The sequence below is a fragment of the Elusimicrobiota bacterium genome, from assembly GCA_016182905.1.
In the GTDB taxonomy this organism is placed as follows: domain Bacteria; phylum Elusimicrobiota; class Elusimicrobia; order UBA1565; family UBA9628; genus GWA2-66-18.
On the sequence record JACPFR010000005.1, the window covers coordinates 1 to 13609 of the forward strand.

The following is a 13609-nucleotide window of genomic DNA, read 5'->3' on the forward strand; positions in this document are numbered from 1 at the left end:
CCCGCTTCACGCCCGCGACCACCGGCGACGAGGCCGCGATCCTCTTCGATCAGGGCGTCGCCCGTCCCCGCGCGCTCGACGACGCCGTCGCCCCCGCCGCCTCCGGCTCCGAGGCCCCGAACCCCGGCGGCCTCGAGCCCGCGAAGACGCCGGCCGCCGCCGGCGCCCCCGACGCGCCGCCCGCGCCGCAGGCCGCGAGCAAGCTTCCGAGGTCCCTGTGGGGCCTGTTCTGGGGCCATCACATCACGACCGTGTTCGGCGTGAACTTCCACGTCTTGAGCCAGGCCTTCCTCGTGAAGGACGCCCTCGGCATGGGGACCGCCGCGATGGGCCTCGTGCGCAACATCCACATGGGCTCGATGGCCGTGGTCAACCTCCTGCCGATCGGCTACCTCATCGACAAGACCGACTACCGCGTCGTCTTCATCGCGACCTCGCTGGCGCGCGCCGCGCTGATGGCCGCGATCCCGCTGCTGTTCATGGCCGGCGGCCTGCACTTCACGGTGCTCGCCTTGATCGTCGCGGTCAACCCGATCTTCCAGAGCGTGATGATCGTCGCCGACGGCGCCGCGCGCAAGTCCTTCCTCGGCAAGGACGAGAAGCTCAACAAGGACGCCGCGGCCACCCTCGGCAAGTGGGACTCGGTCGCCGGCATGCTGATGCCGATCGTCGCGGGCTGGGCGGTGGGCGCGATGGTCACGAGCCTGGGCCTCGGCGGCTACGCGATGGCCTACGCGGTGTATGGCGCGCTGCTGGTCGCGTCCATCCCTTTCTACTGGTTCATGGTGCGCGACTCGCGCTTCCCCGGCAACGACAAGATGGGCCCGATCGCGTTCGGCGCGCAGATCCTGACCTTCATGGCCGCGCTCGGGGCGAGCATCATCCACCCGCTCACCATGATCCTCAACTGGTCCTTCCGCTCGTTCTTCGCCTATGCCCGACCGGAATTCCCGGCGACGCACGGCGCCCGCGCCCTGTGGGTCGCGCGCGAGCTCCTGGTCGCCCTCGCTGGGGCGGCGTTATTGCCGTTGGCGCTGCTCAAGGCGCTGTTCAAGCTGCCCGGGTCGATCAAGGCGGCCCGCGCCAAGGGCGGCCCGCGCCGGTCCCTGCCCGAGATCCTCGACGGCTACAAGCAGATGGAGGGCGTCGCGTTCATCCTGCGCAACCGCACCTTGCGCATCCTCACGGGCGTGATGGCCCTCGAGGTCCTGCTCATCGACGCCCTTCCCTTCGTGCTGATCCCGAGCCTGATCACCGACGCGCTCGGGGCCGCGCCGGCGGCGCTCTCCGTCCCGCTGTGGGCCGCCGCGGTCCCCGCCGGCCTCGCCGCGCTGGCCGCGCTCGCGCGCGCGGTCACGCGCTTCAAGTCCTGGTGGCCGGCGGCCGGGTTCGCCGCCGTCGCCGCGACGGTCGCCGCCGTGTCCTTCTTCCCGTCGATCCTCCTCGTGCAGATCGCGAGCGCGGGCGGCATCATGGGCCTGCTCTTCTCGCTCGAGTACATCGGACGCTTCATCCCGTCGGCCCGTCTCGAGGGGGAGAAGGGCGACCAGATCATCGCCAAGGTCGGCCACGGCCGCTTCTACCGCCACGCGGCCTTCGCCTCGCTGCTGTTCTGGGCGCTGCTGGCGCCGGTGTACCTGACGACCGGCATGTTCTGGGTGAACCTCGCGATCATCGCGGGCGTCCTGTTCACCGTCCAGTACTTCCACGCCCCGGTCGGCATCGTGATGGAGCCGGTCAAGCGCGCCCAGATGGACGACGACAAGCTCGCGCGCATCGAGAGCGCCGTGTTCATGATCGACGTCGCCTTCGAGTCGGTCGGCGCGCTGTTCCTCGGCCTGCTGCTCGACTTCGCGGGCTTAGCACCCGCGCTGATCGCCACCGCCGCCTTCCTGACCATCACCGCGGTCCTGCAGTACAACGTGCCGAAGTGGATCTTCAAGGACGGCAACCATCCGGACAAGGTCCCCGCCGCGCCGCCCGCGTCCTCCTCCGATAAACAAGCCTCGCTGAGCCTCCCCGCGCTCGCCTTCGCCTAAAACTCCGTCGAGAAACGCCTCGCGCGGAGCCCTGTTTAAAATCTCACATTATTTGTCAGAAAACCTATTGACAAATATGAGATGTCATGTTAAAACAGACGCGACGGATGGCGGATGGGGCGAAGGAGGCAACATGAACGCGAAGTACGCGGTGGCGAAGGACCTGATGCCCTGGTTGTTCGTGGCGAGAAGCGCGGCGTGGCGTCCCTTCGCGAAGGTGCGGTGCGAGGGGGGGAAGTGCGTGTGGTCGGAGCGGCCCCGGGGGCGCAACTCGAAGCGCGCCCAGGTCTGCGCCGCCTAAAGGCGCCGTTCCCGGCTGGCTTCGCCTGAGGCGAACGCTCCGGGAGCAAGCAGCAAAAGCGAGCGGCCGGTCCCCGAGGGGACCGGCCGCTTCAATTCGGCGTCAGTCCTGCCGGGTTTTCACCGGCCTAGCCGCCGGCGATGACGATCACTCCGCACGCGATGCGCCCGCCCGCATTGCCCGCCGGCTGGCTGAAGTCGTCCTCCTTCTCGTGCAGCACGATCGAGCGGCCGGCGACGGGGTTCTTGCCCTTGAGGGAGGCCTTCGGCAGGACGGCCTCGAACGACACGGCGCCGTCCTTCGCGGCGACGTTGCCGAAGTCGCCGGGATGGGCCTTACTGCCGTCCTTGAGGGCGTGGCCGTGCGGCGCGCCCTGGGGGTTGTAGTGGCCGCCGGCGGCCTTGCCCGAGTCGGCGCAGTCGCCGAACTCGTGGATGTGCAGGGCGTGGGCCGCGCCGGGCACGCCCGTCAGGGTCACGGCGACCTTGAGCCCGCCGTCGACGTCCTCGAAGCGGGCCGTGCCGGCGAGGGCGGAGCCCGCGGCGGTGCCCTGGATGCGGGCGACACCGTGCTCTTTTTTGCTCTCGCCGGCGCGCGCGGCCGCGGCGAGGAGGAGCCCTAAGGCGACGGAGGCGATGGAGGCGATGGATCTCATGCCGCGAGCCTACCACATCGCCGCGACCCGGTCATGTCACGCTTTCGTGCCATCGGCGCGCCGGGTCGTCTTGTGGGCCCTTAATCTCATACCATTCTTATATCGAGGATGAAGGAGGCCTAATGAGAGAAGGATCGAAGCTGCCCGCCGCGCTCCTCGCCCTGCGCCTGGGCGTGTTCTTGGTGATGCTGATGTGGACGCTGGACAAGTTCGTCCGGGCGGACCACGCCGCCAAGGTGTTTTCCAGCTTCTACCTGCTGCCCGCTTGGGGATCGGGCGCGTTCCGGCTCATCGGCGCGCTGGAGCTCGCGCTTCTATTCGCGTTCCTGGTCGGCTTTAAAAAGAGGCTCACCTACGGGGCCGTGCTCGTCCTTCACGCGATCTCGACCGTATCCTCGTACAAGCAGTATCTGTCGCCGTTCGAGGGGGGGAACCTCCTCTTCTTCGCCGCGTGGCCGATGCTCGCCGCCTGTTGGGCTCTGTACGTCCTCCGCGACGAGGACACGCTGTGGTGCCGCGCCGACTAGGAAAGCAGTCCTACCAGGCGCGGGGCGCTCGTTTCTGCGGCTTCGCGGATCCGCATCGCCCGAATCTGAGCCAACAGGTGCTTACGCCGCAGCCGATCAGGGCCAGGCTCAGCAGGAGCAGGGACAGCGCTCCCGCGGATTCGATCGTCATTTGAATGTTGCCCATAAATCACCTCTGATAATGAGTCCGCGGGACGGCGAAGTCGTTACACAAGGGGGGATCGTTGACGATCACGGAACAGACGTTGAGGCAATGGCGCGAGCTTCGCACGGGATATTGGCCGACGGACCTGGCCAACGCCTCCGCTCTCCTGTATGAGCAGATTCCGGACCTGAACTGGGTCGGATTTTATCTTCTCGACGGCGGGGTGCTGAGGCTCGGGCCGTTCCAGGGGCGCGTCGCGTGCACGTCCATTCCCGAAGGCAAGGGCGTCTGCGGCCGGGCGGCGCTCGACCGGCGGACCGTCATCGTCGCCGACGTGCGCGAATTCTCCGGGCACATCGCCTGCGACTCGCGCTCCAACTCCGAATTGGCGGTTCCGCTCGTCAAGAGCGGGGCTGTATGGGGCGTCCTCGATCTGGACTCGCCGGCCAAGGACCGCTTCGTTCCCGAAGAGGCTCGGTTGTTGGAGGAATTCTGCGCCCTTCTCCTCGAACCGTGGGACGAAGCCCCGTGGGCGCGAAGCGTCAAGCCTTCGGCTTGAGAGACAGCGCGTAGTCCGCGGAGCGGCCGACCCATTTCTTGAGCCCGGCGGGGGTCGCGCAGGCTTTCGACGAGACGAACAAGAAGTTCTTCATCGGCCGCCCGGTGAAGTCCATGGGCCGGGCGTGAGGTTCCTTAAGATAATCCTCGGCCTTCCCCGGATCCAACCGCAGCACAAGGTCGTTCTTGAGCACGCCGCAGGCCATGTTGCCGCGGATGGTCCAGCAAAGACCGCCGAACATCTTGATCTCGGCCAGCGCCTTATGTCGTGCCAGCCGCTTGCGGACTCGCGCCGCCAGCTTCTCGTCGTAGGCCACGCTCGGCTCCTCCTTATTTATCGAAGACGGTACGCGAAAACTTGGCGGCACGGAAACTGCATATCCGCGCTATTGAATAACATCGAGGGAGGCGCTACAATGCGGACGATGAGCGCCAGATGCCTGGGACTGATCCTTTCGGCCGCGATCGCCAGCGGCTCGCCTCTCCATTGCCTGGCGGAGACGATCGGGAAGCCCTCGAACGCGTCGTTCTTCCTGGACCAGGCCGAGCCGCAGCTGCGCGCGGCGTCCCACTGCCGGACGCACGCGACGCTTCTTTCCGCCGCCCCGCAGGCGCCCCGGGTCTCGGGGCGGTCTTGGAGGGCGCCCGCCGCGGCTCGCTTCGACCCGTTCCTGCCCCTCGGCGCGCCGCCTGCCCGGGCGCTCAGCCCGCCGCCGGGCACGCTCGACCATCCAGTGGTCTCCTCGCCCGCCGCCTGGGCCGCCCCCCTGCTGATCTGATCCCTACTGGATCGGCGCCCGCCGGTCTTTTTCTTAGGCGCACGCAGCATCGCCCGCCGTCGGCCCGCGCTCCCGGCGCGCCGGCGAACCAAAGACAAGAATCAAGGAGGCACACATGAACATCAAGTCATCCGCAAGCCGCATTCTCGCCGCGTCGGCGCTGCTCCTGTCCGTCGCGGCCGCGCCGGGCCGCGCCGCTGACGATCCCTCCATCAAGGGGACGGTCCGCGAGGCGATACAGGCCTCGATGGCCTACTACATCGACTCCAAGACCATCGGCGGGGCGTTCCGGCTGTACGATCCGGTCGACGGGAAGCTGCTCAAGCTGAAGTTCAAGGAACTTCACAAGGGAATCGTCAAGAAGGGCGACTTCTACGTGAGCTGCGCGGACTTCGTCGACGGCAAGGGCAAGCTCTACGACCTGGACTTCATGGTCCTCAAGGACGGCGACGCCCTGCACACGGTGCAGGCCATCGTCCACGCGGCGGAGGGGAAGAAGCGCCCTTACCAACTGGAGTCCGAATGACGCGAGGCGCCGGCGCTCTATGAAGCGCCGATTCCAAGCGGCTTGGCGCCGCCTGCCGTCTCCGCGCGAGACGGCAGGCCTCCTGGCCGTCGTCCTCGTCGGCGCCTGGCTCCTCGGCCCCGGCCCTCGTACGGAGGATCACTCCCATTCGCCCCTGCCGGCGGCCGAGCTCGCGCTCCCGGATATTTCCGGGAAGACCGCCCGCCTCTCCGACTTCAAGGGGCGCGTGGTCCTCGTCGATTTTTGGGCCACCTGGTGCTATCCCTGCCTGCAGGAACTGCCGGACTTGAAGGCGTTATACCGCAGGCACGAAGGGAAGGGCTTCGTCATCCTGGCGGTCTCCATCGACGAGGGCGGCAAAGAGGCGGTCGCGGCGTTCGTCGCCGAGAACAAAGTGCCTTATCCGGTCCTGCTCGCCGGGAGCGGGCCGATCAAGGGCTGGCGCGTGCGCGGCCTGCCTGTCGCGCATTTGATCGACCGGGAAGGCCGCATAGTTCGGAGTTGGGTCGGCTACAAAGACCCGAGCGAACTGGAAGGAAACGTGAAGGCGCTGTTGAGCGGAGAACCCATCCATGACGATTAAGACAGTGATGACGCGGGCAAGACGTCTCGCGCTGGGGGGCGTGGCGCTCCTGGCGGCTGGCCTCGCCTCCGCGGCGGCGGCCGGGCGCAAACCGAACCACCTCGTCGCGGAGAAGAGCCCCTATCTGCTCCAGCACGCCTATAATCCCGTGGACTGGCATCCCTGGGGCGAGGAAGCCTTCGCCAAGGCCAGGAGGGAGAACAAGCCCGTCTTCCTGTCCATCGGCTACTCGACCTGCCATTGGTGCCACGTCATGGAGCGCGAGTCCTTCTCCAATCCGAAGATCGCCGCCGTCCTGAACGCGAACTTCGTCTCGATCAAGGTGGACCGCGAGGAGCGCCCGGACGTGGACAAGGTCTACATGACCGCCGCGACGGGCGCGGGCTGGGGCGGGGGCTGGCCGCTCAATCTGTGGTTGACGCCCGACCTCAAGCCTTTCTTCGGCGGGACCTACTTCCCGCCGGACTCGCGAGGTGGACGGCCGGGACTGGCGCAGCTCACGGAAAGGATCGCGGAGCTCTGGAAGAGCAAGCGCGACGGCCTGCAAGCGGACGCGGACCGCCTCGGCCGCGCGCTGGAGAAATACACGAAGGTCGAGGGAAGCGGCGGCCCGCTCGAACCCGCGGCGCTTGACTCCGGCTTCAAGGCCTTCGTGAAAACCTACGAGCCCTCGCGCGGCGGCTTCGGCGGCGCGCCGAAGTTCCCCATGCCGGTCAACTTCGACTTCCTCCTGCGCTATCACGCCAGGACGAAGGCGGAGACGGCGCTCGAGATGAGCGTGCGGACCCTGCGCGAGATGGCCAAGGGCGGCATCCACGACCACGTCGGCGGCGGCTTCCACCGCTACTCCACGGACGATCGCTGGCATATCCCGCACTTCGAGAAGATGCTCTACGACAACGCGCAGATCGCCGTGAACTATCTGGAGGCGTACAGGATCACGCGCGCGGAAGATCTCGCGCTGGTCGCGCGCGGCGTCCTGGACTACGTCCGTCGGGACATGACGCATCCCGAGGGCGGCTTCTACTCGGCCGAGGACGCCGACAGCCTCCCGCCGGAGCTCCTGGGCAAGGTGGAGGACGTCGGGCACGAGCACCGCAAGGAGGGGGCCTTCTACGTCTGGACGCAGGCCGAGATTCTCGACGCGGCGGGGCCGGGGGAAGGGGAGATCTTCGACTATCGCTACGGCGTGAGCGCCGGCGGCAACGCCGAATCCGACCCGCAGGGCGAGTTCGGCGACAAGAACATACTCTACGCCGCCCACACCATCCCGGAGACGGCCAAGAGGTTCAAGAGGACCGAGGACGAGACGCGGGCGATCCTGGAGACGGCGCGGCAGAGGCTCTTCCGAGTCCGGGCCAAGCGGCCGCGGCCCCATCTCGACGACAAGGTCCTGGTCTCCTGGAACGGGCTGATGATCTCCGCCTTCGCTCAGGGAGCGCAGGTCTTGGACGATCCGGCCTACCTTGCCGCCGCGGAGAAGGCGGCGCGCTTCATCCGCGCGAATCTTTACGACGCGAAGCGCAACCGCCTCTACCGCCGCTGGCGCGCCGGCGAGCGCAAGGTCCCCGGCATCGCCGACGACTACGCCTTCCTGGTCCAGGGCCTGCTCGACCTCTACGAGACCTCCTTGCGCGCGGAGTGGCTGGAGTGGGCGGTGAAGCTCAGCGACGCGCAGAACGAGCTGTTCTACGACGCCAAGGACGGCGGCTTCTTCATGACCGCCTCGGGCCACGACAAACGACTGCTCGTCCGGGTAAAGGAGGACTCCGACAACGTCGAGCCGGCGGCGAGCTCCGTGGCGGCGTTGAATCTGCTGCGCCTCTCCTGGTTCACCGGACGCAAGGACTTCCGCGAGAAAGCGGAGAAGACGCTTGCTCTCTTCGGCACCCAGATGCGCGATCAGCCGCGCTCCCTGCCGCGGATGATGGTCGCGTTGGACTATTCCTTGGCCAAACCCCGCCAGATCGTCATCGCCGGCGAGCGCGACGCACCCGAGACGCGCGCCATGCTCAGGGAGGTTCACTCCCGCTTCCTGCCGAATAAGATACTCATGCTCCTGGACCGGGGGCCGGATCGCGAGGCGCTGGAGCGCCGGCTGCCGTTCTTGAAGGGGGTCGTGCCGATCAAGGGCCGGACGGCGGCCTATGTCTGCGTGGACTACGCCTGCGAGCTGCCGACGAGCGACCTGGAGACCTTCAAGGCCATCCTGGACGGTAAACGCCCAAGCGAGCGGACCGCCAAGGAGTAACGCCGATGGAAGCAATGCGAGCAGCTATTTCTTTTTTACGTTAGAATACCCAAATGAACATCACCATTGAGACCAATCCATGAAATGGATTACGCGAGAGGGCGCGAAGACGGATCGTGTCGCCTGCCCTTGGCTCATCCGCCGCTTCCTCGACAAGGAGGCCGAATTCGTCTTCGTTTCGAAAGACAAGGTCCTTGAAACGGCAAAGCGCCTCGGAGGAAAGTCTTTCGACGCAGCGGGAGCCGACTACACCCACCGAGGAAACAAGTGCAGCTTCGAAGTCCTGATCGAGGACCACAAGCTTACCGATCCGGCGCTCGATCAGTTGGCGCGCATCGTTCACGGCGCCGACATCGATGGTGAGCTGGATACGGCGCCCGAGGCGGCGGGTCTCCTTGCGATGGCCGAGGGATTCCATAAGAGCGTGCCGGACGACCACGAAAAGCTGAGGCTGCAATTCCCGGTCTACGACGCCCTCTACGCGTACTGCCGCCACGGGCGGTAATGGATCGAACGAGCCGGCTGCTGCTGACGGCCAAGGCGGTCCGCACCTTCTCCTACGGCGCTCTGAGCGTCGTGTTCCCGGTCTACCTCGAAGAGTTGGGATTAGGGCCGCGCGGGATCGGCCTGAGCTTTACGCTGACCTTGGCGGCCAGCGCGGCGTTCACCTTCGCCGTTCGCGCGCCGGCGCGCCGGTTCGGCGCGAGGCCTATCCTCTTGGCGCTCTCCGCGGTCGGCGCCGCGGGAGCGATCCTGTTCTTGGCCGCGGAGAAGCCGTGGCAAGCGATCACGGCGGCGATGCTGGCGAATCTCGCGGTCGGCGCGGGCGAGACCGGGCCTTTTCTGACGCTCGAGCAAACATGCCTGGCCCGGACGACCAGCACGGAGAGGCTCGGCAGCGCGATGAGCGTCTATAACTTCGTGGGTTATGCCGCCGCGGCCGGTGGAGCTGCGGTCGTGGGTCGCCGGTTGGTCGATGCCCGCGCGGCGTTCCTGCTGCTCTTGGCGGCGGCGGCGCTTCAGCTTGGGATTTACGCCGCGCTGCGCCTAAAAGCCGCTCCTCCGGCAGCGCCGGTGAGCGGACAATCGAGCGCCTTGATTCGTCGCTTGGCGGCGCTCTTTGCACTCGACTCCTTCGCGGGCGGATTCGTCGTTCAAAGCCTCGTGCTTTACTGGCTGCGCCAGCGATTCGAATTAGAGTTGGCGCAACTGGGATGGGTCGCCTTCGGCGCGCAGATGCTCTCGGGGCTGTCTTTTCTCGCCGCCCCGGCTCTCTCGCGCCGATGGGGGTTGGTCAACACCATGGTCTTCTCGCACTTGGCGGCGAATCTGCTGCTGATCGGAGTGGGCCTGGCACCTACGGCCGCCGTCGCGGTGACCCTGTTGCTCGCTCGGCACCTTCTTTCGCAGATTGACGTGCCGACCCGGCAGACTTTTCTTATGCTGGCTGTCGGCGACCATGAGCGCGAGCACGCCGCCGCGGCGACGAACGCGAGCCGGACGTTGGCCCAATGCGTCAGTCCCGTCCTGGCCGGGTCCGCGATGGCGTCTTTGCCGCTCTCCGCCCCTTTCATCCTGGGCGGCGGGCTCAAGATTCTCTATGACCTGCTGCTCTTCGCCGCCATCCGGCGCATCGAGCCCCGGTATGTCAGCGAAACGCGAGAACCCCTATGATTCCGGCCGAGAGCACCAGCAGAGGCTCCGGTACGCGCCGCCACACGAGAACCGCGGAAGCGATCGCTGCGGCGGCCGTCGTCCAATCCACGACAGAACGCCGTCCCAGCACGAAGACGGCTCCGGCGATGGTCCCGACAGCCGCAGCCGTCACGCCGTCCACGAAGGCGACGACGGCGGGATTCTTGCCGTATCGCTTGAAATACGGCGCAGGAAGGATGGTGAACAGGTAGCAGGGCAGGAAGGTCGCGGCGGCGGCGACGCAGGCGCCGGGAAGACCCGCTACGAGGTAACCGATGAAGCCGACGGTGATCACGACCGGCCCCGGTGTGATCATCGCGACGGCGACGGCGTCCAGGAACTGCCGATCGGTCAGCCACTGATGCTCGCGCACGACTCCGCCGTAGAGAAACGGCACGATCGCTAGGCCGCTGCCGAACACGAAGGCCCCGGCCTTGCCGAAGAAGGCGGCGATCGCCAGCAAGGTGTGCGGGTCCACCGAACGCGCGGCGAAGCGCCGGAGAGCCTTGGGCGGCGCCTCGACCAGCCAGACGACGACGCCGGTCGCCAGGAACAGCGCGATCCACTCGCTCTCCGTCCACGCCGTGACGAGAGCGGCGGCAAGGAACAGCGTCCAAAGCAAACGGCGGTCGCCGAGCGTCTTCTTGGCGAGTTTGTAGGCGCTGTTGGCGATGATGCCGATGACGCAGGCGCCGATCAGATGGAAGGCCGCCTGCAACCAGGGCAGGCCGCCATAACGGCGATAAGCCCAGCCAAGGCCGAGCACCATCAAAAACGACGGCACGATGAAGGCGACGCCCGTCGCCGTCGCGCCGATCACGCCGTAGTGGACGTAGCCCAGATACATCGAGAGTTGCGCGGCCAACGGGCCCGGCGCGAGCTGGGAGAGCGCAAGCCCGTCCTTGTAGTCCTCTTCCGATATCCAGCCGCGCTCCTCTACGAGATCACGGTGCATGTAGCCGATCAAGGCGACGGGACCGCCGAAGCCGATCGTCCCCAGCTTCAGGAAGTAAAGGACCAGCTCCTTGAGGTTATAGGGCTTTTCTTGCGCAGCAGGCATATAGGGCGTCGTCTTAGCTCCCTCCCTCGCGCGCGACCCATTTCATGATCATTCGCCTTCTGTTTTTACATAACCTACGGCCAGCCTCTTCGGGGCCTTCACGACCGGGATTTTCTTTATAAGCGACCGCTTCTTGCTATCGATCAGGCTTACGTCGTTCGAAGAGGTATTGCTCACGACGGCGATCTTGCCGTCTTGAGTGAATTCGATCCAGTTGGGGTTCCTCCCGGTCCCGAGAGAGGCGATTGTTTTTAAAGTGCTCGGATCGATGATGGTAATCCGATCATTGAGCTGGGTCGTGAGCCAAAGCTCCTTCCCGTCGGGAGTGACGCGAAGGCCATGCGCTACCATGCCATCCTTAGGGAAACCCTTGGGTTCCGCCAAAGCGATCCGATCGGCTACTTCGTCCTTATCGAGATCGATCACGAGAGCGCCATTCGTCCAGCGAATGGTTTGAAACAATCGCTTCCCATCCGGCGTCACGGCGGGGACTCGGGGCCAAGCCCAAATGGGAATGCTTTTCACGACCTGGTTGGTCTCGGTATCGACAACGACGATCTGTTCGTCGCCCTCGCAGGTGATGTAAATTCGCTTTGACGTAGGACTTGCGAGGATGATATGCGGATTTCGCCCCACGGGCAGAACGGAGGCGACTTCGCGCCGCTTGACTTCGACGATAGCCACGGCATGATCCGCATTCAAAGGCACGTAGAGCGTCGCGCCATCCTGAGAGACCGCCGGCTGCTGAGGACGCGCGCCCACCTTGATCGTAGCGGTGACTTTATTCTCTTTGGGGTCGATAAAACTGAGCGTGCCGTCCCCTTCGTTGGTCACAAACACTTCGGAACCGTCGGGGGCGATGGCGACGCCGTGCGGTTTTTGTCCCGTCGTGATTTGCGCGATTTCCTTTCGGCCCTCGACATCAATGACGGAAATCTTTTCGCCCTCGAAGTTGGTGACGTAGGCGCGAAGCCGCGACTCCGCGGCCTGGCCGTCGACGGCAATCAATACGAGGCTCATGAGCAACGGCAGAGTCCTGAAGACTATGGAGCTGATTCTATTCATGGCTTGCCTCCTTGGCTGGTTTGCGGCAACCGGGGCTTCGACGTATTTGAAAACAACGGGAACTCGATCATGAGGCCCGCGTAGACGCGCAGCCTCGGCCCTCCCGCATTCCCGCTCCTGAGGCTCTTGCCCGCGGCGGCGTGAAGCTGCAGCCAGGGGCGAACGTTGTGCTTGATCCCGACATCTGCGGCCAGGCGAGCCGATTCCCCCGGGGTCGCGCTCTCGCGCCAATAGACCTCCGACAAGAGCTTGGTGCGAGCCGCCACCTTGTATTCCTGAGCGAAGGCGAGAAACAGCGCGTTGCGCCGCTCCTGCCGAACGTCGTTGATGACGGGCTCGCCGACTACCGTGTAGCCGACGTTCCAGAGCCCGGTAAACCATGCCCACGTCTTTTGGGTCCTGAGCCTGACGTCGTAGTCGACCGCGCCGGCCCCTAGCCCTCTCCCCGCATCTCCGTTATCGAGCTTCGCCTCGCCGGAGAGGGCGATGCCGGGCCTGCGGGCCTGCTCGCGAAGCACGAGCAGCTTGGTCCCGACGACGGCGTCTCCAAACCCGGTCCGCGTTTCCCCTTGCGCCGGCGACAACGAGAGGTAGGGGACCTCCAGCGTGAGCTCCTGCCAGGACGAGACCCCAAGAACGAGTTCGATGAACGGTAGTTGCCGTTCGGCAACGCTCGTTCTCAGGTAGCGCGTCCCGAGGAAAATCTCAGCCACGCCCTTGCCCGCCGTAGGGACGTCACCCGCGACGAGGGGAGGCACGGCGTGAGCGTCCCGCGAGGCCGCGGCGAGGAATCCGGCCGCGACAAGGACCCTAGCGCCCGCTCTTGCCGACCTGAGGCTTGATTTCAATGTCATCGAGATAGACCACCGAGTCTGCTTTAGACCACAGTCCCACCTTGCCGGAGATCGAGTCCTCCCACTCATGCTCGAGGGTCAGCTTGCCGTTGAGATAACCTTCGATCCTCTTGCCTCGGACGACCAGCTTCAGGTCGTGCCATTGCAGCGTCGGCGTGGGTGTTTTCTTGATCCATTGGACCGAGCTGCGCTTGCCGCGGATGTACTTGAAGAGCACCAGGTTATCCTCGAGCGCGTTGCCCCGCAGCACGAGATAGTCCCCGTTGGGCTTCAGGTTGAAGACGATCCCGGCCGCTTGGTCGACGCGACCGCTCATGGGCTTGAACCTCAGGCTGATCTCGCCGTCGCGGAAGTCGTCGATCTCCTTGGCCACCGCCAGCGGGAAATAGGCGTAGGCTTTGACGTTGTCCAGGAACTCGGCGTAGCGCTCTCCATACAGGGCGCGCGCCTTGTCCGCCAGGCCCGCGGACGCCTGTCCCTGCTTCCATTTGCCGCCGTCGATGACGAGCACCTTGTTCTTTCCCTCGACTCCGATCCGCCAGACGCCCACGACCGGGGTGAAAGCGGATGG

General features: G+C 65.7%; 16 protein-coding genes. 10 read left to right on the plus strand and 6 right to left on the minus strand.

From position 1 onward, the window contains the following. Together HYV14_01240 and HYV14_01245 are read left to right on the plus strand one after the other, a co-directional pair. The coding region (locus HYV14_01240) for a hypothetical protein (protein ID MBI2384613.1) at window positions 1–2039 on the plus strand (2039 nt) is incomplete at its 5' end. 133 nt (window positions 2040–2172) lie between these two features. Then, entirely contained in the window at window positions 2173–2340 is a 168-nt protein-coding gene (locus tag HYV14_01245; GenBank protein MBI2384614.1) for a hypothetical protein, read from the plus strand. Between the two features lie 127 nt (window positions 2341–2467). Here HYV14_01245 and HYV14_01250 read toward each other — a convergent pair whose 3' ends face one another. Next, entirely contained in the window at window positions 2468–2995 is a 528-nt protein-coding gene (locus HYV14_01250; protein MBI2384615.1) for a superoxide dismutase family protein, read from the minus strand. 122 nt (window positions 2996–3117) lie between these two features. Here HYV14_01250 and HYV14_01255 point away from each other — a divergent pair, with 122 nt between their 5' ends. Continuing rightward, on the plus strand, window positions 3118–3522 hold the full coding sequence (locus tag HYV14_01255; protein ID MBI2384616.1) for a hypothetical protein: 405 nt from the start codon (window positions 3118–3120) through the stop codon (window positions 3520–3522). Between the two features lie 224 nt (window positions 3523–3746). Next, complete coding sequence (locus tag HYV14_01260) at window positions 3747–4226, plus strand: GAF domain-containing protein (protein ID MBI2384617.1); 480 nt, start codon at window positions 3747–3749, stop codon at window positions 4224–4226. Here the strand turns inward: HYV14_01260 and HYV14_01265 are convergent. Beyond that, window positions 4210–4542 carry a TfoX/Sxy family protein gene (locus HYV14_01265; protein ID MBI2384618.1) on the minus strand — a complete coding sequence of 111 codons (333 nt, stop codon included), beginning with the start codon at window positions 4540–4542 and terminating at the stop codon, window positions 4210–4212. The genes HYV14_01260 and HYV14_01265 overlap by 17 nt on opposite strands. A 108-nt stretch (window positions 4543–4650) precedes the next feature. Between HYV14_01265 and HYV14_01270 the strand changes: the two genes are divergently transcribed. From HYV14_01270 to HYV14_01295, 6 genes are all read left to right on the plus strand, one after another. Beyond that, window positions 4651–5004, plus strand: coding sequence for a hypothetical protein (locus HYV14_01270; protein ID MBI2384619.1), 354 nt, complete (start codon window positions 4651–4653; stop codon window positions 5002–5004). A 115-nt stretch (window positions 5005–5119) separates the two neighbouring features. After that, window positions 5120–5530: a hypothetical protein gene (locus HYV14_01275; GenBank protein ID MBI2384620.1), complete on the plus strand. Its 411-nt coding sequence runs from the start codon at window positions 5120–5122 to the stop codon at window positions 5528–5530. A gap of 19 nt (window positions 5531–5549) precedes the next feature. Further along, on the plus strand, window positions 5550–6113 hold the full coding sequence (locus HYV14_01280) for a TlpA family protein disulfide reductase (protein MBI2384621.1): 564 nt from the start codon (window positions 5550–5552) through the stop codon (window positions 6111–6113). Window positions 6114–6120: 7 nt separating this feature from the next. Continuing rightward, complete coding sequence (locus HYV14_01285; GenBank protein MBI2384622.1) at window positions 6121–8364, plus strand: thioredoxin domain-containing protein; 2244 nt, start codon at window positions 6121–6123, stop codon at window positions 8362–8364. A gap of 79 nt (window positions 8365–8443) precedes the next feature. Continuing rightward, window positions 8444–8869 carry a chromate resistance protein gene (locus HYV14_01290; protein MBI2384623.1) on the plus strand — a complete coding sequence of 142 codons (426 nt, stop codon included), beginning with the start codon at window positions 8444–8446 and terminating at the stop codon, window positions 8867–8869. After that, complete coding sequence (locus tag HYV14_01295) at window positions 8869–10038, plus strand: MFS transporter (GenBank protein MBI2384624.1); 1170 nt, start codon at window positions 8869–8871, stop codon at window positions 10036–10038. Before HYV14_01290 ends, HYV14_01295 begins: the two co-directional genes overlap by 1 nt. Here the strand turns inward: HYV14_01295 and HYV14_01300 are convergent. The 4 genes from HYV14_01300 to HYV14_01315 all read right to left on the minus strand — a co-directional run bounded on the left by HYV14_01300 (window position 10013) and on the right by HYV14_01315 (window position 13549). Further along, window positions 10013–11119, minus strand: a complete 1107-nt coding sequence (locus HYV14_01300; protein MBI2384625.1) for a chromate transporter — start codon at window positions 11117–11119, stop codon at window positions 10013–10015. The two genes, HYV14_01295 and HYV14_01300, sit on opposite strands and share 26 nt — an antisense overlap. 48 nt (window positions 11120–11167) lie before the next feature. Then, window positions 11168–12184, minus strand: a complete 1017-nt coding sequence (locus HYV14_01305) for a beta-propeller fold lactonase family protein (protein ID MBI2384626.1) — start codon at window positions 12182–12184, stop codon at window positions 11168–11170. After that, window positions 12181–12897, minus strand: coding sequence for a transporter (locus HYV14_01310; GenBank protein ID MBI2384627.1), 717 nt, complete (start codon window positions 12895–12897; stop codon window positions 12181–12183). Before HYV14_01310 ends, HYV14_01305 begins: the two co-directional genes overlap by 4 nt. A 97-nt stretch (window positions 12898–12994) precedes the next feature. Next, entirely contained in the window at window positions 12995–13549 is a 555-nt protein-coding gene (locus HYV14_01315) for a hypothetical protein (protein MBI2384628.1), read from the minus strand. Between the last annotated feature and the right edge of the window lie 60 nt (window positions 13550–13609).